General features: G+C 47.4%; 6 protein-coding genes. All 6 read right to left on the bottom strand.

All coding sequences use genetic code 11. The features are described 5' to 3' along the window. Positions 1-3 precede the first annotated feature (3 nt). The 6 genes from MHI14_RS08790 to MHI14_RS08765 are packed head-to-tail and all read right to left on the bottom strand — an operon-like array spanning position 4 to position 24642. A complete protein-coding gene (locus MHI14_RS08790) occupies positions 4-1323 on the bottom strand; it encodes an aspartate aminotransferase family protein (RefSeq protein WP_091028300.1) in 1320 nt (439 codons plus the stop codon). Next, a complete protein-coding gene (locus tag MHI14_RS08785) occupies positions 1320-2300 on the bottom strand; it encodes an ACP S-malonyltransferase (RefSeq protein WP_341130195.1) in 981 nt (326 codons plus the stop codon). The genes MHI14_RS08790 and MHI14_RS08785 overlap by 4 nt, the downstream gene beginning before the upstream one ends. Further along, entirely contained in the window at positions 2297-3448 is a 1152-nt protein-coding gene (locus MHI14_RS08780) for an acyl-CoA dehydrogenase family protein (RefSeq protein WP_341130194.1), read from the bottom strand. The genes MHI14_RS08785 and MHI14_RS08780 overlap by 4 nt, the downstream gene beginning before the upstream one ends. Then, complete coding sequence (locus tag MHI14_RS08775; RefSeq protein WP_017687150.1) at positions 3445-3702, bottom strand: acyl carrier protein; 258 nt, start codon at positions 3700-3702, stop codon at positions 3445-3447. Before MHI14_RS08775 ends, MHI14_RS08780 begins: the two co-directional genes overlap by 4 nt. After that, entirely contained in the window at positions 3699-7892 is a 4194-nt protein-coding gene (locus MHI14_RS08770; protein WP_341130193.1) for a beta-ketoacyl synthase N-terminal-like domain-containing protein, read from the bottom strand. Before MHI14_RS08770 ends, MHI14_RS08775 begins: the two co-directional genes overlap by 4 nt. Then, complete coding sequence (locus MHI14_RS08765) at positions 7882-24642, bottom strand: non-ribosomal peptide synthetase/type I polyketide synthase (RefSeq protein WP_341131687.1); 16761 nt, start codon at positions 24640-24642, stop codon at positions 7882-7884. The genes MHI14_RS08770 and MHI14_RS08765 overlap by 11 nt, the downstream gene beginning before the upstream one ends. Positions 24643-24664 lie beyond the last annotated feature (22 nt).

The following is a 24664-nucleotide window of genomic DNA, read 5'->3' as shown; positions in this document are numbered from 1 at the left end:
CCATCAGACCAGCTCGTCGTAGAGCTCTTTCATTTCTGCAAGTGCTGCAGGGACACGCTCACTGAACCAGGCAACATCTTGCATATCAAGCAGGATATTCGGATACATCCGCGAGAGCGTAGATACCAGAATACCGTGCTCAGCAAGCTTGCTATTTAGCAAAATATCAAAAGACATCAATTCAAACGTATAATCAGCCGTATCCGTAAGCGGCTCCGTGCAGCAGTGATAAGAAGCACAGCCGGACGGCCCCTGAACAATTAAAGGCAGACCCACCTTCACTGCTTCCTGGCAGAGTATGTCATGCATCATCTCAGCGTGGCGATTCATGCTGTGCATCGCCTGTCCTCCATTGCGGCCCAACATTTCCAGCGTAGCTTTTACAGCAGCTGTACCTAATGGATAGCCATTAAACGTACCCGCATGAATTACTTTTTTGTCTACAAGCAACTTCATGATATCCGCTCGGCCAACCAGGGCTGACACCGGAACTCCGCCACCGGCGATTGCCTTCCCGAGTGTAGTCAGATCGGGTGTTACACCGAATAACTGTTGGGCACCACCGAGTCCCATACGGAATCCTGTTATAATCTCATCAAAAATGAGCACGACCTGGTACTGGTCACATAACTGTCTGACTTTTTGCAGATAACCCGGAGCAGGCATGACTCCGCCTCCATTTACACAAACCGGCTCCATGATTACTGCTGCAATGTCGTCTCCATGCTGGCGAAATAGTTCCTCCAGACGGGTTGCGTCATTCCATGGCAGGAGGTAGGATTGAGATTCCATGGCATCCCTTGCCCTCCCCTTTGTACCTTTCATGTCACCAGGATAGTCTGAAGGTACAGGCAAACCTGTACGTGCAGTCTTGCCACCCATAATATTGTCCGCATTGCCATGATAATGGCCTTCAAAACGTACAAAGCGATTTTTACCTGTCCACGCCCGGGCAAGACGAAGTGCATTCTGGACAATCTCCGTTCCTGATAACCCAAAACGAATCATCTCTGCTGAAGGTACATATTGATGGATCAGTTCCAGAGCCTCTGCATCCAGATCGCAATGACTTACGGAAAGAACACGGTCAATGGTATCCTTCAGACACTCGTTATACTCCTCGTTGCCGTGGCCAACAATGAGGGCACCAAAGCGGGCATATAGATCCAAATACTCGTTGCCGTTCATATCCGTCACTCTGCTTCGGGAAGCATGCTTGAAATGGAGCGGCGTCTCTTCCCAAGGAAGGTGAAAATTATAGTGCACACCTCCAGGCAGCCATTGTTTCACCCGCTGATTGTACTGCATCATCTCCGTGATCATCCCTTATCGCCTCCCCCACTTGTCTGGTTTACTGCTTCATATCGCTCCAGTAACCTGGACCGATCTTGCGGATCATCCAGCGAATAGGCTGCAGGCAAGGTCTTATTCTCAGCCAGCATATTTCTTACGCTCTGGCCTGGACCGATATCGATCCATACCGTTGCTCCCAGATTTTGAACGCGTGCCAATGCCTGATTCCAGCGAATGGGTTGCAAAAGCTGGCTGCTCAGCAGCTTAGGAATGTCCTCGGTTCCGCGAATGAACTCACCATGTACTGTAGAGCATATGGGAAACACCGGTGCAGAGAAGGAAATCCCTGCAAGCATCTCTTCAAGCTCAGGCTGAATGAACTGCATCAACTCGCTATGATAAGGTGCATCTGCCTTCATTGGCATCATGCGAAAAGGAATGAATTCCCCACCGTAGCCATCCACCTGATCATCCAGCAATTGAAGCCCCTTCGCAGTACCTGCGACGACAAACTGTCCCGGTGAATTATAACCGGAGATCGTCACATACTCGTTCTGACGAATTTTCTCGACTAATTCTTCAAGCGCTTCTTGGGTTACATCAACAACAATACCCGCTCTTCCTTTTTGCTCCTGAATGGAGCGATGCATCAATGCACCACGTTGAGCTGTAAAACGGATTCCATCAGCAAATTGCAATGCTCCCGCCGCTACTAAAGCCGAAATTTCCCCCAAACTGTGACCTACTGCATAATCTGGAGTCATTCCTGTCCGGCGAACAAATGAGTCAAATAAAACGTAGCTTGCTGTCAGTACAGCAGGCTGAGCATATTCAGAGACCGTCAATTGATTCAAGGTCCCTTCCATAACCAGTGCCTTCAAATCAAATCCGATCACCTCGCTCGCTTCCGCAAAGATCTGATTCGCCTCCGGCTCACTGTCCAACAACTCACTGCACATTCCGATATACTGGCTTCCCTGGCCGGGAAATAGCGCACAGAACGTCATACGCTACCGCCACGCTTGTAATAGGCTTTTAGTCCGTAATGCGAGATCATCTCCTGCTGCATCTGAGAAGAGCCTTCAATAATCTCCAGAATTTTGGCTTCCTTATACAGCCTGGCAACAGGATATTGGTTACTAATTCCGTTCGCACCATGAACCTGTAGCGCATCGCTTGCAACTTCAACAGCAACTTTGGACGTAAAATATTTGGCGATTGTTGTCTCCATGGCGGCCTGCGGGTCCTTGGCTTCTCTCAGCTCGGCTGCACGTAAACATAATGCTCGTGCTGCATGGACTTTTGTCACCGCATCTCCAATCATGCCGCGAATCAGCTGAAAATGACTCAGCTTCTGATCAAATTGCTTCCGCTTCCTTGAGTAAGTCACCATGGCATCCAGCGCTTCCTGCGCAATCGCCAGCCCTGCCCAGGCTATGCTATATCTGCCCTGGTCCAGCGCCCCGGTTACGATGTACTCAAAACCTTCATTCAGACGTCCAATAATGTGATTTTTTGGTACACGCACCTCATGGAGATCAATCTCAGCTATACCTGTCTCTCCCGCAACCATGACACCTTCAATAGGTTTGGTCTGTACACCCTCAAACTGGCGTTCGACCCAAAAAGCAGTGCTTCGTCCCTGATTCGAGGCAATAATGATAAATACATCTGCCAGATGTCCAAACGTAATCCACTTCTTTTTTCCATTCAAAACATAACAGTCCGATTCTTCTCTCCACTCGGTCTTTACACTTTTGGCATCCGAACCAACTTCCGGTTCAGTCAGGCCAAAGGCAGCAATCCATTCTCCCTTCACCAACTTGGGCAGCCAAGACGATTTTTGCTCAGGCGTTCCGAAACGTACCAAAGTTTCACTTACAAGTGAAGTATGTACCGTTAACAAGCTGCGAACGGCTGGAAGAGCCTTGCCAAATACTTCAGTCAACAGCCCGTACGTCTTGGGACCGAGACCCATGCCGCCATATTCAGCCGGGATCGAGGCAGCCAAGTAACCTTTTTCAGCCATGGCACGGATCAATGTTCTGGGAATGGCTTGCTGCTCTTGAATCTGTTGAGCATAAGGACGAATTTCACGGGCAGCAAACAATTCAGCTTCATGAATGATCTCTTGCTCTACATCCACTTCAATCATTCCGCAACCCCCTCTTGAAGAAGAGATTCATTGAGATATGCGGCGAACTCGGCAATTGTTTTGTATTCAAACAACGCAACCGGACTGATGTCAACTTGAAGATGCTTACGCGCACGGTTAATGATCTTGAGCGCCTGCACAGATGAGACACCAATTTTCAGAAAATTCATCTCTTCATCGATGTCCTCTGGCTCCTGATTCAACGCTGCAGCAATCTCGCTTTTGATAAAAAGCTCAATTTCTTCTTTTGTCATATCATGACCTCCGTTCCCTGATTCACATCTATCCAATGTACATATGGCTCGAATGGATGTGCTGGCAGATGTACAATCTGGCCAGAGCCATTCGGATGTAACTGTTCCCAATCCAGCGCAGCACCACGTACATAAAGCTGTCCCAGCAATACAGCAAGCTGATCCTCCATGGCAAGCGTCGGCTCGGCAGACAGGCCAATGAAGCTCTCCTTGCCACTGTATTCAAGCGGCTGCACTGTCTGATCTGCAGCAATCATAATTACAATGTCGGCGTTTGCCATCTTGCCAGGTGTGTCTTGCAGACTGTCTAACGTCACTCTGTTGTTCACTGGAATGGATTGGCTTGCATGAGCGTTGTGATGTTCCTCGCCATCCAGATGTAAACTGGATACAAGCTCCTCTCCTGCAGCTATTCCTCGAATCTCTTGAATGGAAGGGACCAGACGTACAAGTGTCTCAAGCAAGGTCACCCAGTAGTTCAAGGTAGATACCGTATCTTCATTAGAATCGTCTGGCCTGATTACTTGGCGAGCTTGAGCTTCTCCGCGAATCTCATGCCCCCCAACCACAATATTGACACGAGCAGCTCGGTTTCTAGGCTTGAAGCCAAATTCCATCTCTTCGATGTTCCACTCTCCGGTGGAGCTGACAGCTACTGCTGCACGATACCGATAATGTTTTCTATATCTGTTCCGGGTAAAACAAAGATCCTCTAGTGCCAGGTCCGCATGTTTCTTCACATATTGCTCCGTGTTATCAATCAGCTTTTTTAAAGCCTGCTCTGATTTCGCAGAGAACGTTAACAATTGGCCTCGTGCCGGGGCATCTGCACGGACAGGGGCTTTCCATTCTTCCAGCACAATGTGGGCATTCGTACCTCCCAGGCCAAACGAACTGATGCCTGCTTTCCGTGTTTTTCCTTCAGGTACATCCCATGATCTACGCTCGCTAACGATATGGAACGGCGATTGGTCCAGTCGGAGGGCCGGATTCGGATTATCCATATGCAGACTTGGTGCCAGTTCCCCATGCTGCATACTGAGCAGAACCTTGGCAAGACTGGCTCCACTGGAGGCTGCAAATAAATGACCAATATTGGTTTTGACTGAACCTAATCCAATTGAATTGTCGCTTGTATATCCCTTTTCCCGGAACAGTCGGAGCAAGGCATTCACCTCAATTGGATCTCCAATCCTTGTCCCCGATCCATGTGCTTCAATATAAGAAATCTCGCTCGGGTTTAGGTTGGCATCGCGATAAGCGGCACGGAGTACCTCATATTGCCCCTGAGGGTTGGGTGCCATAATGCCCAGGGAATATCCGTCGTTATTCACCGCTGTCCCGCGAATCACACCATAAATATGCTTATTGTTGCGAACTGCCTCTGTTAGCGGCTCCAGATATACAACAACAGCACCTTCCCCCAGGACTGAACCATCTGCTTCCCGGTCAAATACCTTTGTATGTTGAGTGGAAGAACAGATTCCAGCATTGCGTGATAGTTGATGAACATGCGGTGTAGCCAAAATGTTCGCTCCACCTACAACTGCCCCAAAGATACGCTTGTCCTGAATGGCCGCAACAGCTTGTGTCAGTGCTACCAGAAAGGAAGAACATGCCGTATCTATGGACAGTGCCGGTCCTGTGAAATTGTACATGTGTGAAATGGAGGCTGCTGCAATATTGGACATATTGCCTACCATAGCGTGAGAATGAACAGCCTTTCCAAAACTCCGGTTCATATAATCAACAACCAGATCGAAGTATGTGCTAGGGTTAATCCCTACATACACACCCACATCACGCTTATCCTCATGGTCCACGAGCATACCCGCATCCTCCAGCGCCTCATGAGCAACTTCCAGCAGCTTGCGATGCTGCGGATCCATAAATGCAGCTTGTTCAGACGGGATTTCAAAGAACTCATGATCAAACGTATCCGGTTGCTTCAGTTCCCCAATCCAGTCATCCCAATCGGGTTGCTTGGAACGTGTTGCACGCTCTAGGCTAACCCGGTCAACACTATCTAACCCGTTAACCAGATTGCTCCAGAACTGCTCTTGGGTGTCGGCATCAGGCAGTCGCAGAGACAGTCCGGTAATAGCAATAGCACGATGTACATTCAGGGGATTATCTGTGGTTTCAGCTTGTTCAAAGTCCTTCGTTTCTGCTGGAAGTTCCTGCAGATATTCCACCATCTCACGTACTGTACTGCAAAAAACAAGTAGTTCTTGTCCTAATTCACGTCCCATATGTGCAGACAGCTTGTCAAGTAATTGATAGGAGAGAATGGAATTGCCTCCAAGTGCGAGAAAAGAAGTATCCATCTCAATCTTTCCTGCGGGCAATTGAAGAATTTCGGCCCAGGCTTTACGTACGGTATACTCCAAAGACGATGCGGAAACCGTCTCGTGTCCTTGCTGTTGTGTGTTTTCGCGAATCAGTTCTTCAATGGCCTCGATGTCCTTGGTAAATGCTCCACGCTCATATTCGTTTCTCAGCATGAACCGCTGAACCTTGCCACTCGTCGTTTTGGGAATAACCTTGATTGGGAGAACATGGGTGATCTCAATACCCAATCCAGCCCTCATACGTTGGATCAGATCCTGTCGTACATCCAGAAACTGTGGAGTGCCCGATTTGTATTTAACAAATACAAGCAGCTCCTCTACTTGTTTGAGGCTGTTAAAGTGCCCGACTACCGTCAGATTCCCTCTCGGAATGCTGCTATTCTGGTACAAAATTTCTTCAAGATCATGCGCATAATGGTTCTGTCCCCGAATAAACACAATGTCCTTGATTCGTCCGCTTACAACCAGGGAGCCGTCAGCCATATAACCCAAGTCTCCAGTGCGAAGCCACCCATCCACATACATTTCACGATTGATCTCCGGAAGACTGTAATATCCGGAGGTTACCGATTCCCCACGGATCTGGATTTCGCCAACAACCCGCTCATCCAGCACTTCACCCTGTTCATCCGCAATCCGGATCTGAATCCCTGTCATGGGATATCCTTCATGGACAAATTCAATCACATCCGAAGTATGGCTATCACTGCTAGGCAGCTGGACTGGCACAGCCAGTCCTTCCTGCACCAGCCGCGAACGCGAAATACGTTCAATTCGTGGCTCTTCCCCCAGTCTGGAGGTACATACACCTACTGTCGCTTCAGCCATGCCATACGCAGGAAACATCATATTGGGACGATAGCCACAAGAGCTGAATTTTTTGACAAATCGCTCAATAACAGACGTTGATATAGGCTCTGCACCATTCAAGGTCATACGCAGTGAAGACAGATCCAGCGTTGAGAGCTTGGAATCCGGGATCTTCTGCACCATCCATTCGAAACCGAAATTGGTACAGCAAAACCATTTTCCCTGATGCTCCGTAATCTTGCGCAAGAACAGATAAGGGGACCGTACGAAGGTATAAGGTGACATCACCATGATGTTGGCTCCACTCATGACAGGTGTCAGATGCTGTCCAAATATCCCCATATCATGCGTATGCGGCAACCAGGTAAACACATTATCTCCTTCTTCAGCTCCAAGAAAAGTCTTGCATGCAATACTGTTGGCAATAATATTGTGATTTGTTAACTGCACGCCTTTGGGAATTCCCGTGCTTCCTGATGAGAATTGCAGAAACACAATGTCATCAGGAGAGGTTGGGCATAGATCAGCCATCTGCTGGCCTGCCTGAAGCTGGTTCACGCTAATCAACATAAGACCTTTGAATACCGGACTTTCCCCAAGCTGCTTATACTTGGGCATGTAGGCTTCCTCGACGATAACGACCGGACGCCCGAGTACCTCCCACACTTTCGTGAATTTTTCCAGACCGGCTGAGCCTGGTTCCCAGGCAGCCGGAGGACTAACCGGGGCGACAATAATGCCCCCCAGCATACAAGCCCAAAAGGTACGGTAAAATTCCTGTGACTGGTCAATTTCCAAAATAACGACCTGTCCTTGTTGAATGCCTTGCTCCTGAAGAGACTGCAGGTACTTGCGCGCCTGCATCAGTAATTCAGGATAGGATTCAAACTGTTCGTCACCTGAAGAGCTGATATAGGTCATTCCCTTTTCTGGATGAGTATCTGCAATGTAGATTAGCATCTCAGCCACTGTTGAATAATGTTCTGGCACAATCAGCTCGGGTCCTCGCTGTATGGATTTACTGGACATGTTGCACCTCCATTGCCTCATTGTGAACTACCACTTTCACATCGCTACCAAGCTTGTCATCAATCAGCTGTTTCATACGTTTGATATCCAGACCAGTCTGACAGGCCAGATGTACGTACAGACACTCTTCGTCGTAGCGAATGACCCATTCGAATTGGGCAAGTGCCGAATTCGAATCTTGGTCATCCGACGACTGAGACGACATTGGGATCGCTTCGCTGCTGGAGATGAAGCCTTGATAATTAAACAGAATCATCTGACGCGTCTCCTGTTCTGCTTGCCTGTAGGCAGTTCCCAATTGTTCCTGTATGCCATCATATTGTGCCGAGAGGGAAGAATCATGTGTAAGTGCCATAAAGTTAATGCTGTGTTGCTTCGTAAATTCCAGACGTTTCAACAGATCTTCCTGTGTGAATTCACTGTCTACCAGCACTGGAATGAGATCTAGGAATTCTCCCACATAATCATAGTAGGATTTTTCGCCATACTCCCTTCCGTAATGCACCAGGGCTATTGGCAATTGGCTTATGTTCAGATAAGCCGCAATGATGTTGGCAAAAGTTTCAAAGCATGTCCACCAAACATCTGCAGGCTCCTTCCCTGCAAGGGACAACTCGGCAGTCATCGCTGAAGGCGACAATGTTTCTGTTTCCTTCAACTTGTTCATGACGATGGTGTTACATCTATTCCATGCCTGAGGTGAAAATTGTTTCTTCATTTCATCTTCAGATACCCCTATGGGGCCTTGTGACAGAAAACTTACATAATCCTCATAATTTCGTACTTGGTACAGAAGATCACTCTCTGTCCCTACACCTTGCGGTCTATATAATGCCTTCGACTCAAGTTGCTGCTTGATGATCTGGGCACTCATACCATCAAACGCAAGGTGATCAAAACTCCAAATCAGCTTATGCTCTGTGGCTCCTGTACGCAAAATACACAGACGCCATGGTAGTTCCTTCAACGTATACGTTTTGTGTAACAGAGACTGAACCAGTTTGTACTCCAACTGCTCAATCGTATCCGAAGCATAATGACGAATATCAAGATATGGGATAAGCTGTTGCAGCATGTCCGCCGCTAATGACATATCACATGGATGCCAATACAATTGTTCTTCCTCATATATCATGCTGTGCAGCAACTGATGCCGGGATATAACCCCAAGAATCAGGCTTTTTACAGCTTGTTCATTCAATTCGCCTTCCAGCGTTGTTGTAAATCCGCTTGCTCGTGAAGTCGTAGAAGCATGTGCTTGTTGAATTGGAGATAGTGGGAATCGACCCATAGGGGTCATGCCCGCCATAAAAGATGAAACCTGATTGCAGCTGTTTAAAACGTGCAGGACCAGGCTGTCCAGTTGTTTCTCATGAAGTGTTATGTCCTGTGGTATGACTATCGGGGACTGAATATGCAGGCTATCTTCGGACCAAACTGACGCCGGAGGATTAATGTCTACCAATTTGGCAAGTCCTCTAACTGTCGGATATTGGAATAATTCGTTCACATTGATGGCAATTCCTTCTTTTGACAAAATTTGAGTGAATGCAATTGCTTTGAGCGAATGCCCCCCATTTTGAAAGAAGTGATCTTCCACACCAATGCCCGGATTACCCAGAATCTGTCGCATGGCGGCAAGAATGACACGCTCCGTTTTTGTCCGAGGTGAATTCACTTCCAGAGACCTCTGCTGCTCTTCAACCAAATGCTCGAACAATGCTCTTCGGTCCACTTTGCCATTGGCATTAATCGGAAGATGATCCAGTCGAATAATTCGTGCAGGCACCATGTACTCTGGCAGTTGCTGGTGAAGTTCTCTTCGAATATACTCAGCATCTGCTCCAGTATCGGTTGTATAAAAAGCGGCAATGTATAGGCTTCCTGATGATTCTGTAGCCGTCATGACAAAGGCATCACGAACTCCCGAAAGACGCTCCATGCAATTGCCTATCTCTGATAACTCAATGCGAAAACCTCTAATTTTGACCTGGAAATCCGAACGTTCAATAAAAATCAGACTGCCGTCAATCAGACGTTTGACGATGTCACCTGTCCGATACATTCGTTCTCCCGTGCGGAAGGGATCATCAAGAAAGTGTTTTCGGGTAAGATCCTCACGGTTAAGATATCCAATACCTACCGCATCCCCACTGATATACAGTTCACCTGGAACGTTGGGTGGTACAGGCTTCAGCTCATCATCCAGAACATACAAGGCTGTGTTAGACAGGGGGTAACCTATGGGCAGTGAGCCAGTATAAGGCTCTGTTTGCATTAATAAGTGGTAGGAGGCAAAAAAGGTTGCTTCCGTTGGCCCATATCCATTTAACAGCCTGCCCGGCCCTACACATGCAAGCGCTTTGTTGGCATGACTCACCGATGCAGCTTCACCACCAAACATCACTCTACGCACACTCTTCAAGCAATCAGCATCCCAATCCACCAGCATATTAAACAAGGATGTCGGAATATAAAATACTGAAATCCGTTGCTGTCGGATGACATCCGCCAAACGAGCCATATCCAAAATGGTCTCTTTTGAGATTAATACAAGAGTAGCGCCATTTATTAATGAAGCAAAAATATCAAAAATGGAACCGTCGAACGCATAGTTAGAAATTTGCAGGATACGATCCTCTGGCACAACGGTGACAAAATTGCTATTTTTCATGACTTTGGTCACATTGCGATGACTCATCACAGTCCCTTTTGGGGTTCCTGTTGACCCTGATGTATAAATGATATAAGCCGGGTCAAGAGCAGTCTTGTTCATATGTTCAACGGGCTCCTGCATGTCTCCTGAATCAAATGCTGCCAGTTCATCTGCCGGCACGATACAAGGTACTACAGATTGCCATGTGGAGACATATGCCGTTTCAGTCAATAACACAGCCGCATCGCAATCTTGCAAAACAAATTCAATTCTCGATGGCGGCGAAGCCGGGTCGATCGGAACATAACTGCAACCCACTTGGAGTGTAGCAAGAATACTGATCATCTGGATCGGTCCACGGTCCAGAATGAGAGCAATACTGGAGCCTGATTTTATCCCTTGTCCAAGCAACCTGCACGCCAGCCACTGAACACGTTCATACAGATCCGCATAGCTCCATTCACCGTCTTCCCAGACCAATGCTGTCTTCTGTGCATGCACATGAACTTGTTCCTCGAATAATTGGGAAATGGTCGCATCTCGCGGATACTGGGCGGCATTATCGTTGACTCCGTACAGCAGCCATTCCTCTTCCTCCGGTGTAGTGAGCTTAATCTGACCAATTCGTTCATTATGCCCTGTTGTGATCTGAGACAGGATATACCGGAATTTATCCAGCATCAGTTCCATGGACTCCGCTTTAAACAAATCCGAGCGATAGTCAAGTTCAACCGTGTAACATTGCTTATGCTCGACCAGTGTCCAAGTCAGATCAAATTTGGCATCCACCTTACCTTCGACCCATGGTTCAAGCATCAGTTCCCCGGCTTCAGGATCATCGGTTCCCATATTAATGTAATTTAACACCACATCAAATAGGGGGTTGCGGCTTAAATCACCGAATAGACCAAGTTGTTCCACCAGTGTTTCATAAGGATAATGCTGATGCTCATAACAAGATAACAGCTTGCCACGCATCTCATTCAAATACGCCTCTGTGGACCATTCTCTGTCCATGCTGGTGCGAATGGCAAGCATGTTCACGAACATACCCATAACGTTATTAAGTTCTGGCTTCTCACGCCCCGCAACCGCTGTACCAACGACCAAGTCTCCCTGACCCGTATACTTCCAGATTAATAGATTCAAAGTTGCCATGAACAACATGTAGGGTGTAAGCCCTTGTTGCGTACAGAAGTCATTGACCTGTGTGCTTAACGACTCACCAAGTTCAATGGAACGTCTGTCTCCGCTGTAGGATGACGCGCCATGTCTTGGGAAGTCTGTAAGCAATTCAACCGGTGCAGGCATGTCCTCGAATTCCCGTATCCAAAACTTGGCGTCTTCAACAGATTGTCCATGTGACGCAGTTTCATCACGCCATTCCGCATAATCCTTATACTGAATGTCAAGAGATTGCAATGTTTCTCCTCTGTACATGTGAGCAAACTCCTGCATCAGGATCGCAATGGAACTCTGATCCGAAATGATATGATGCATGTCGATGAATAAGATGTGTTCCTCTTGAGAAAGGCGAATCAGCTTAACACGAACCAATGGTGCGCTGGTCAGATCAAAAGGCTTGATCCATTCCATGACCTGCTCTAACCCTGCTGTTTCCAATTCCAGCAACTCCACAACGCTTGGAACCCGATCCTCGACAACCTGGAAAAGCTCACCGTCAATCATTTCAAACCTGGTACGGAATGCTTCATGTCTCTCTACCAGTGCATCCATTATTAATATGAATTGGGTAGGGTCAAGTTTTCCTCTTACCCTATAGGAACTGGCGAGATTGTACGCCGTACTCTCACCTTTCATCCACTCATGCACCACATACATTCTTCGCTGTGCAGAAGTGGTCTTGTATTTCTCTTTCTTAGGTACAGGCAAGATTGGGTTCACTGAATCAGAGTCACTTGTAGCCTGATGTTCAGCAATCCATTGGACCATGTGTTCAAACACAGAATGATCAAAAACCTCTTCCAGCCCCAAATTCAGTCCAAACATTTCTTTAATCCTCGACGCCAAGGAAATCGCTTTTAATGAATGACCCCCAAGCTCAAAGAAATCATCTTCAAGGCCAACTGCTCCATTACCAAGCAACTCCTGCCACAATTGCGACAATACATGCCTTATCTCATCATCAGTCCGTTGAACCCTGACTTTCCCAAATGGAGATTGGTCTAATGCTGCGATAGAACCCGCTGCAAGCTGATACAACGCAACATCATGTTGATGAACAATGGGATCAAAGGAATACGTCGGCAGGGAAATTTTTTGCCTACCCCCCGTTCCGTTTAACTCTTCCCAATCCAACTCCATGCCAGAGCACCAGCAAAAAGCAAGTACTTTCATTAAATACACGTCTGCCTCAAGCAAGCTCTGACGATCTCCAGTAAGAGCAATGATGTTTGACTCTGAAAATGAATCCGGGACAATTGGTTCTGTATCCTGCAGCTGATTCGAAACGATCCACAACGTATGCCCATCAGATTCAGAAAGCGTTTTGCGATTTAGCAGCGTAAACAGGAAATTTGGAGATAACAGTGGTGCAATACTCGACGCATGGTCTGTTACAGTTGCATCTGTCATCCTTCCAGTCAAAGCATCTGACAATGCTCCTTCTTCTAGTGACCAATGCTCCATATTGTATAAAAGCCCTACGGCATGTACTGGATCAAGTGCATCACTAATAACCAACCCCACCAGTTCGCCAACGCCTTGTCCACAGACAGCATCTGGCTTGACACCAAGCTGCATCACGGTTTTATAAAGAGCATATTGCACAACAAAGCACTGCATGCGCTCAAGCCTTGAATCAGTTAACGATCGCCCTATGCCTTGGCGAATGGCATACTGTTCCCTGGACTCAAAGAGGTTCAGTATCTCTTCAAAGTGCTGTTTGAATATCTCTGAGACCTGGCTCCGATACACAGAAGCATATAGTTCCCGAATCTTGCGCGCTTCCCAATTTGCATTTCCGCTGAGGTAAAACATGACCTTAGGCTTCCCATTCATCACACTTGCCTGTGTCTCAAACTCCACAGACTGCTCGCTTGGCGGAATATAACCGTCTACAACGATTAGTGCTTTACGATGAATGAATCTGCTTCTTCCCTTCTGTAGCGTCCACGCAGCATTGGGCAACTGCTCCGGCAATGCATGGATCGCCTGTAGAACCGAATCGTACGTGCGTTCCATCGCCGATTCACTTTTGGCCGAGAAGGGCAGCAGAAGCAATGACTCATAATTGGCTTGGCTCTCTTGAACAGGAGGCTGCTCCAGAATGACGTGAGCATTGGTACCCCCGATCCCAAACGAACTGACACCTGCTCGCAGAACATGCTTCGCGTCTTCTAATGGCTGTGGCTCCCTGTTGATATAGAAGGGACTATGCTCCAGTTCCAACATTGGATTCGCCCGATTCATGTGAATCTGTGGCGGAACCACCCGGTGATAAAGCGTCAGTACGGTTTTAATAAAACCGGCGACACCTGCTGCCGCATCAAGATGCCCGATATTTGCTTTCACAGAACCTAGAGCACAATAATTCCTAAGATCTGTTCCCCATGACTGCCTGAGCGCTTCGATTTCAATCGGGTCCCCCAGCTTGGTTCCTGTTCCATGCGCCTCCAGATAGGAGATCTCTTTAGGAGACACTCCCGAACGATGCAGGGCAGATTGAATAACCTTGACCTGCCCGGCCACACTCGGTGCCGTATATCCAATTTTGTCCATGCCATCATTATTAATCGCTGAACCTTTAATGACTGCATAGATATGATCTCCATCTCTCTGCGCGTCACGGAGTGACTTGAGCACAACCATTCCGCATCCATTACCAGACACAGTACCAGATGCCTGCTCATCAAACGGTCTGCAATGACCATCTTTTGAATAAATCATGCCTTCATGCCAGTGATAACCTTCTTTGAGCGGATAGGAGATAGAGACACCTCCCGCAAGTGCCACATCACACTCTCCCCGGATCAGCGATTCAGCAGCTTGGTGGATGGCGACCAAAGAAGTCGAACATGCGGTCTGTACGGCCATACTTGGCCCTCTCAGATTTAATTTGTGAGATACTCGGGTTGTAATATAGTCCTTTTCATTCAAAGTCATGGCTTCAAAAGCCTGTAGCAAATTACCGGAACGACCTAGAAATTGCACCATCCATGGTAAGCTCAGTCCACTTCCGGCAAACAATCCTATAGCTCCCTCATAACTGTAAGGATCACACCCGGCATGCTCAAGCGCCTCCCATGAGCACTGATGCAGCAGCCGTATTTGCGGATCCATCATGTTGGATTCCTGATGCGGATATTCGAAAAATCCGGAGTCAAAATACTCAGTGTCTTGCAGTACACCTTTGGCCCGTACATAATCGGGATGTTTGAAGTCTTCCGGTCGTACACCCGCAGCGGTTAGATCCTCCTCATTCAGACGGGTGATACCATCCTTACCTGCCATTAGGTTATCCCAGAACTCCTCAATATTTCTTGAACCGGGAAAATGCCCTGCCATGCCAATGACTGCGATATCCGTCGAAGAAGAAATTCTGCTACTGTGTTCTGAAGCAAACGGGATACTCTGTTCCGGTCTGCTCTGTTCCACTTTGCTGTGTTCAACTGTGCTCCTCACATACTCTTTGGGAGCTGCTGTCGGGCCCGGGTTCGTAACAGGATATCCAACCGAAGCGATATACCCGCTTTCCTCTTGCACCTGTTGTGTAACTGTCGGCAGCATCTGCTCCGCCACCAGATGATTGACCAGTGATGCAATGGAGGAATGCTCAAACAATTGCACCAGCGGAACGCTTTTATCCAGATAGGCATTCAGCCGATTATTAATCAGAATAAGCCCCAGCGAGTTGCCTCCGATGTCAAAAAAGTGATCATGGATATTAACCGTATCCAGATTCAATATTTCCTTCCACGCTGCAATAAGCATCTGCTCCAGATCAACTTTTGCCTGCTCCATTCCTTGAATCGATGAGCCATAAACCAGAGCCGGATTAGCCTTCTCTCCCGTTTCAAAATCAGCCAGACGAAGGGCATTGCGATTCAGTTTGCCATTAGGCAGCACAGGCAGATTTTCCAGACGAATCAAGCGAGAAGGCATCATGTACTGTGGAAGCCGCTGCTTTAACCAGGTCCGAAGCTGTACGTCTTCATCTTCCATAACGGAAGGCCCAAACCCAGGCTTCAGACTGTAGAAAAGGATTAATTGCAATGAATGTGGCTCGGCCCCTTCTACCTTAACGACAGCTTCTCTTACACGTTCATAATTCATCGCTGCCTGCTCAATCTCGTTCAGTTCAATCCGGTAGCCACGAATCTTCACCTGCTGATCCAACCGTCCCATTAACTCAACATCCCCATCCGGCAGTATACGGGCCAGATCGCCAGTTCGGTATAAACGGCCTCCCAAAACATTGGGGTTTGCAATGAATCGGGCATCGGTCTCAGCTGCATTGTGCAGATAACCGCGGGATAATCCTTTTCCTGCAATGCACAGCTCTCCATAATTGCCAGGTGGCAGTATTTCACCTTCATCATTCAGAATATAAATCTCTGTATTGGTAATGGGCTTGCCAATGGTAATCGCGGCTGTGTCATTCAATTCTTTGGTCGTTGACCAGATCGTAGTTTCCGTTGGTCCATACATATTAAAGACTCGAGCAGGCGTAAGCCGCTTCAGATCGGTGAGGAGTCCCACAGGGACATTTTCCCCTCCGGTAAGAACACACCGCAGATTGCCCAGCGCCTGAGCAAATTCCGGATTTTCGACAAATGCCTTAATGCGTGAGACCGTGCTAAGAATGTGCGTAATACCATATTCACGTATTCGACGTGAAGCAAGAGCCGGGTCAAGCTGCTCCTGCTCATTGGCCAGATACAGCGAATATCCGGTGCATAATGGTGTCCACACTTCAAATCCGAAAATATCAAAAGATATGGTCGTTACACTGATGATGCGATCTGTCTCATGTGCAAAAATATGTCGGTGCCTGATGTCCTCAACAAAATTGACCATCGCCTCATGAGTAATCATCACCCCTTTGGGACGCCCCGTCGATCCTGAGGTAAAAATCACACAGGACAGGTCCGAAGACAGGAAGCTTATGTCCGGGTTAACGGATGAGCGCAAATCCTGGGCAGTTGGATCATACACGAAACGCTCTCCGCTAAAAGTCACTGTGCCTTCTTCATCAGGCGTACACAGCAATACGTTCATTCGGCTGTCTTCAATCATATTCACGATGCGCTGCGGCGGAAAAGCAGGATCCAGAGGCACATAAGCCGCCCCAGCTTTCAGCACCGCCAATAGCATAATGATCAACGATTCATCTCGTCTGGATAATATGCCTACAGGTTCATCCCGGCGCACACCTTGATCAATCAGCTTCCAAGCCAGCGTATTAGCTTTTTCATTAAGCTCCCTGTAGGTAAAAGAGGCTCCGGATGATACAAGGAGAGCTTTCTTGTCTGGTGTGTGTTCTGCCTGCAGCTCAAACAGCCGATGCAGACCCTCCGCAGAATTGTAATCCAGACGTGGACCAGCAAGACGATGGACTGGGTGCTCATGAGAACGTTCGTTTCTCTCAAACAGTTCGCTCAGAGACAGATTAGGCTGTTGTACAACCTCTTGGCAGAGTCCGATAAACTCCTGCATCATACCTTCCACTGTGTCCCGGTGGAACAGATCCAGCGAGTATTCGATATATCCTTCAATCATCTGCTTCTCCCTGTTTTCTTGACAAGTCATTAACAGATCATAAGTAGACGTACCTGTCTCCACCGGAAAAGAACTGAATTGCAAACCATGAAGTTCAAGTCCATGCAAGTCCATGTTCTGATAATCAAAACAAACATCAAATACCGGATTTCGGTTCAACTCACGTGTCACGCCCAGTTGTGCCACAAGCTCATTAAACGGATACTCCTGATACGCAAAAGCATCCAGTGTATGTTGTTTAAGTTCGCGTAAAAAATCAGTGTACGTACGATCAAACGTGGGAAAATTCCGCATCGCAATCATATTGACAAACATGCCTACCGTCTCTTTCCACTCCTCTTGCATCCTTCCTGCAACAGGGGTTCCTACCACAATGTCCTGCTGACCTGAGCGGTGTGCGAGAAGAAGATTCCACACACTTAGCATTACCATATACATGGATGCTTCCGATGAGGAAGCCAGCTCGTGCAAGTCTTGTGTTACCGAACGATTCAACGTGAAATGGAGACGTCCCCCTTGCATGGATCGCTGTGATGGACGCTCCTGGTCAAGTGGAAGCTCCAGCACAGGTAAAGAAGGTCCAAGACGGTCCAGCCAGTATGTTTGATGTGAATTGTATTCCTGTGAAGCGAGACGCTGCTGCTGCCATACCGCGTAATCTTTGTACTGCAATCGGACTGCTTGCTCTTTGCCAAAATATAAATCATTGAAGTCACGAGTGATGATTTCGACAGATGTACCGTCTGCGATAATATGGTGAATATCAAAGAATAGCAGATGCTTGCGCTCGCCTATCTTAATCAGTTCAACCCGCATAAGCGGAGCACTCCCCAGATCAAAAGGACGAATCAATGTCTCGATCATCGCAGGCAACTCTTGGTCATCTGCCACATGCTGCTCTGCATAGCCCATACTTAAGCGAACCGAAGGTTGGATGATCTGAACGATCTGACCGCCCCGTATCTCAAACGATGTTCTGAGCGCCTCATGATGCTGTATCAACTTCTGCAAAGCAGCCTCAACTCTTATACGGTCCAATTCACCTTCAATAATGGTTGCTGATGGTAGGTTGTATGCCGTATTGCCTGGATCAAGCATCGCTTGTGTGAACATACGCATCTGTGCAGAAGAGATTGGATACGCATCCATAGTGGGTGCTGATTGAATTGTCTGTTGGTCCACTTTTGGTTTCGCCATGACATAGAGATGCTCCGCCAGTTGAATAGGCGTTGAATAATTGAAAATATCTGCTACCTCAGGCTGAATTCCTAAATGAGACCGGATCCATGCAGACAAGCTGACTGCTTTGAGAGAATCTCCTCCAACGGCAAAGAAATTAACCTCTTCATCTAGATCATCGATGCCAAAAATCGTTCGATATGCGTCCAGGACAATCTGTTTCAGTTGATCGGAATCACCTGTATAAACTGTCCCTTTTACTAGAGTAGAGCCACTTCCCTTACCCTGCTCTGCATGCCCCGTATCATCCCCCTTACCCATTCCTTCCGCTGATGATGAGCCAGAAAGAGAAACACTGACAGGATAGGATTGTTTGTTGAAAACATAAGTAGGCAGAGAGCATTTGCGTCGCACCGTCTGCCCTTTGAGCACCTTCCAGTCCGGTTCAATGCCTTCGCACCATAACTCCGCAAGTCTGCGGTTCACATAGATACTATCCTGCTCCGTTTCCCTTACGTGACGCAGCATATTCAGTACCGCCTGGGAATCTCTTGATTGACTGTGCTGTCTGGCAAAGGAGCTTAGCGTTCGTCCTGCACCTACTTCAATTAATACAGCCCGCTCATCCTTCAACACTTCAGCCAGGTTTGATTCAAACAACACCGGCTGTAAAATATGACGGGACCAATAGTCAGGTTGTGTGATTTCATCTCCAAGCGCCCATGTTCCACTGGTGTTGGACAGTAATGGAATCTGTGGCGTATGAAGTGAATGCTCTGCTATATAACGTCTAAATTCCTCGGCAGCCTGATTCATCATTGGCGTATGGAATGCATGGGAAGTCTTCACACGAATGCATTTCCAGCCCAGTCCTTCAGCCTTGGCTTCCATCCGTGAAATGGCTTCAGCTGTCCCACCAATCACGCTGGAACCTGTAGTATTCACCAGGGCAAGCCACATGTCTTCCTCCAGTTGTGACTTCACCTGCTGTGCATCCGCCATAACGGCAAGCATGACCCCGGGTTGTTGTTGCTGCATCAGACGTCCGCGAAGTCGAACTAACTTGACAGCATCTCCGAGTTCGAACACACCTGCTACCGCTGCGGCAGCCAATTCACCAATGCTATGCCCGATCATGCCATCTGGCTTGATGCCCAGATCCAGCAGCGACTTGGCCAGCGCATAACTTGTCATGAACAGTGCGAATTGGCTGTACTCTGTCTGGTTTATTCGCTCAGGCTGCTGATCTCCGTATACAACGGACAGCATTTCTTCTCGTTCTTCCGCGGGCAGAAGGTCCAATATTTCCTGAATATAACTTCTGAAGATTGGAGCCAGGCCTGATTGCTCTGTAGATCTGTATAGTTCTGCACCCATTCCCTGATACTGACTGCCCTGTCCGGGGAACATAAAGTATACGGGACGGGTGCCTTGAGCTGAATGGTATACGCGTGCTTTTCCCAGCTGCTGTATCAGCTTGTCCGGATTATCCTTCCATGTCTTATCCAGAATGAGTGCCTTACGATACGCAAAAACAAGTCTACCTGACTGCAAGGTCCACGCTGCGTTCGACACAGATGGCTCCGGCTGCTGAGTCAGATGTTCCATAATCCGTTCAGCGGTGCGGTTCAGCGAGTACTCTGTTTTGGCGGAAAAAAGCAATATATTTACGTCATCATCGGGACTGCACTTCTCCATCTCGGGAGCCTCCTCCAATACCATGTGAGCATTCGTGCCCCCCACACCAAATGAATTGATTCCTGCGCGCATGACTCCAACATGGCCCTGTTTCCAGTCCACACCTTGTGCATTAACTTTAAAAGGCGTATTCAAAAAATCAATTTTGGGATTAGGCTGCTCATAATTCGCTGTTCCAGGGATATAACCTTGTCCAAGACTGAGCGCTACCTTGATTAAACCAACCACACCTGCGGCTGTATCCATATGTCCCACATTGCCTTTGACCGAACCCAGATAACAAAACTGCTTTTGGTCGGAAGCAAAGGCCCGAGTTAACGAGTTTACTTCAATTGGATCACCAAGCAACGTTCCCGTACCATGTGCTTCGATATAACTCACCGTTTCCGGGTCTACTCCGGCTACCTTATAAGCATCCTGAATGACTTCAGCCTGTCCGCTTACGCTAGGAGCAAGAAAACTGAGTTTCTCTTGTCCGTCATTGTTAATTGCTGAGCCTTTGATGACCCCGTAGATATGATCTCCGTCCCGCAGAGCATCGGTTACCCGCTTCAGCACCACAATTCCCATACCATTGGAGAAGACGGTTCCACTGGCTGCCGCGTCAAATGGACGACAGTGTCCATCTGTGGAGAACATCATGCCATCCTCAAATATGTAACCCCCTTCATTGGGCAACTCCACGGTAATCCCACCAGCCACGGCCACATCACATTCTCCAACGATCAAGGATTGACATGCCAGATGAGGTGTAACCAGTGAAGTAGAACATCCCGTCAGAGCAGTATAGGCCGGCCCTTTTAAGTTAAGCTTATAAGCCATTCGGGTAGCGAGAAAATGATTGGTGCTGAGGGTAAATGCTTCGTATTTACTGCTATAGTTAGCATCGTTAAAAAGCACTTGACGGTACCATTCGAAGTCATCGGACCCGCCAAGGAACACACCCACCTTACCCGCTTCATTCGGTCTGCAGCCTGCATCCTCCAGCGCTTCCCATATTCCCTGATACAAAAGTCTGAATTGGGGAGACATCATTTTGGCTTCACCGGGAGTATAGTCAAAGAACCCTGCGTCAAACTCATCGATGCCGTTGGCACGTCCTTTTGCCTTGACATAACGAGGTGAACGCAGCAGAGCTTCCTCCACACCAAGCTCCCTCAATTCATCATCACTATAAAAGTGAATGCTTTCCCGTCGTTCAACAAGGTTACTCCAGAACTCCCTTATATCCTCAGCGCCCGGCACATTCACCGCCATGCCCACAATTGCAATGTCCTCACGCATAATGCCGTCTTTTCGTTGAAACAATTGTTCCCTTTCAGTCGGTATCCGAACTCCCTCATCTTTTGGTCCCAGCGCGGCAAATTGACGCAATGTCGGGCATTCGAAAAAACGAGGAACAGGGAACTCCACATCGGTATAATGTTTTAGTTTATTGTGAGCCTGAATGACAGAAAATGAATTTCCGCCCAATTCAAAGAAATGGTCATCGCGCCCTACTCTCTCAACACCGAGCACTTCGGCCCACACTTCGGCTATAACCTTCTCAAGCTCAGAAGACGGGGCGGTATAGAACGTACTGGAAGCGTGAGCATGCGTGATATCTGCCATGAGTGCCTTCCGGTCAATCTTCCCACTGCTATTCAATGGAAATTCGGATTTATGTACAAAAACGGATGGTATCATATATGCCGGTAACAAACGAGACAGGTGCTCTCTCAATTCGACAGAAGGCAGCTCCTGCTCTGACAGATAGTAGGCATACAGCAAGCCGGACCTACCTTTAAATGATTTCATGACTACCACGGTCTGGATGACACCCGGATAGGATGACAGGGTATTCTCAATTTCGCCTGTCTCCAGTCTGGCTCCCTGAACTTTAACCTGGAAATCAATGCGTCCCAGATATTCGATCGTACCGCTTGGGAGTGAACGTACCAGATCCCCTGTGCGGTACATGTACCTGAAATGCTCTGCGTCCTGTCCTTCTTGAAAGAAAGGATTAGGGATAAACTTCTCTCGGGTCATCTGTTCCAGATTCAGATATCCACGTGCAAGCCCAACACCGCTAAGACAAAGCTCCCCTGGAATACCTAACGGCTGAAGCTCATCATGATGTCCGACGACATACCATCTGGACTCATTGAGCGGGTAGCCAATCGGTACATTGCCCAAGCCTTCATAATGGCTTAACGGATAATGAGAAACCCATATGGTGCATTCGGTTGGACCATATACATTTTCCAGACTTGCTCTAATGCCTAACCTGTTAAATTTCTCAATGATGTCTGGCGTGACTGCCTCTCCGCCAACAAACATCCATTTTAGCGTTTCCAATGCTGACAGATCGGAGCGAAGCTCCATCGTTTCCAGAAAAAGACGGAATAACGTTGGAACAAAGTTAATGTGCGTCACCTTATGTGATGCCACCGTAGACACAATACGAGCAGGGTCTTTTTCTGCTCCAGGCTCAAGAATACTTAGTGCGCCTTCACCCATGAACCAGCCGAAAAGTTCCGTGGCGGACACATCAAAGGTATATGCTGTTTTCAGCAAGTAAACATCCTGCGCCTGCATTGGAAAACGACGCTCCAGATCAAGCAGTGTATTGACTACGCTATGATTTTCAACCATGACTCCTTTTGGCTTGCCTGTTGATCCGGATGTGTACATGATATAGGCAAGGCTATGCGGATTCAGCGCCTCTTCAAGATTTGAGGCATCCCCCGTATAGGCCCGATCTCCCTCAACGTAGATGTACTGGACATCCAGAGTCTTGTCATCTTTTTCGGGCTGCATAGCCAGCACTATGGATATGTCTGCATCCGACATAATATAGGCCTTTCTGGACAAAGGATAGGAAGGGTCCACAGGCACAAAAGCACATCCGGCTTTTAATACAGCCAATAGGGCAATGACCATATCCGAGGAACGTGGCATCTGAACGCCGACTGCCGCGTTATCACTCTTCTTACTCGCAACGATCTGCCTAGCCAATTGATTCGCTTTTGCGTTGACCTGCGCATAGGTCTGATGATGCTTCCCTTCCATTAGAGCTACCCGCTCCGGGAAACGTGCTACTTTATCGTGAAATATATCCATAATATGTTGTGGAGTGTAGGGAAAATAAGAAGTTTGATTGAATCGGTACAGTAGGTTTTCTTTCTCATCCTGCATCAGGAGGCTGAACTCACTGATTTTTTGATCAGAATTGGTTACTAGTTGATTCAGCAAGTATAGAAATCGTTGGCCCATTCGCTCCATTGAATCTTCACGGAACAAGCTCGGTTTATATTGCAGCTTCAACTGAGCTCCTTGCGGTAAACGACTCAACACCACCATTAGATCTCCTGGAAACGTAACCTTATCCTGATCCAGAATACGAGTTCCGAGGATATCTTCCTCATAGGAATCATAAACAAAGGAGATATCAAACAACGATGGTGATCCGGGTTGAGCCTGTAACATGCTGTCTCTGACAATGAGGTTATTGGGATATCTGATGTTTCTATACGTATCCATCCAGGTTGTGGCTACTTGTTGCAGCAGAGGTTTTAGAGTTGATTCGAGGTCAATATGGAATCGCATAGGCAACATATGGACAAAACATCCAATCGTTTCTTCCAAGTCCATACCGGGACGATGAGAATATGGGGAGGCAAAGGTGATATCGTCTGTACCGACATATTTACTCATAAGAATGCCAAAGGCACCCATAAAAAACATAAAAACGGTTACTTCATTATCTTTGGACATCTGTGTAATATCAGCCATTAACGATTCCGAAATATCAAATCGCAGTTCATGACCAATTCCTTCTTGTAAAGAACCTGCTGGAAAGTCGTGCTTTAGAGAAAGAGGTTCCGCTCCCTTCATTTTGTTTAACCAGTATTCCCGCTCTTTGAAGTACTTGTTTTCGTGCAGTTTCTTGTTCTCTGCCTCAACATAAGAGATGAATCCTTCATCCAGCTTGACATCCACAGGCTGATCTTCAAAAAGACACGTATATGACTGAATAAGTTTGTTTTTCATCAGTTCAAGTGACATGCCATCACATATTAAATGATGAATACATAAGGTCAGAATATATCGGCTTTTATCCATCTGAACAATCATTATACGGAACAGAGGACCTTTCTCTAGATCAAAAGGTGTCCCGATGCATTCATCCACCAATGCTTCTAACTGTTGTTCCTTGGGATTCTCCTGATTCTCGCTACTTAGGTCCCAGAAGGTAAGTGAATAATCCATATCTTCATGAACGGATAACACGGGTACATCATTTTGAATCTCAATTCGAGTACGCAGCACCACTTGCTCATACATAAGCAATTCGATGGCCCGGCGAAATATCTCCATTTGAAGATGATCAAATTGCATTGAAGCTGAGATGTTATACGAAGTGGGATCATTCACCTGACAATCAAAATAGATTCCCTTTTGTGTTTCGGAAAGTTCAACGGTTTTTTGTACCATCACGACCACACCTCATCGTTTA

The organism is Paenibacillus sp. FSL K6-2393 (assembly GCF_038002545.1).
Taxonomy (GTDB): domain Bacteria; phylum Bacillota; class Bacilli; order Paenibacillales; family Paenibacillaceae; genus Paenibacillus.
This window is presented reverse-complemented; position numbering and strand designations above follow the sequence as displayed.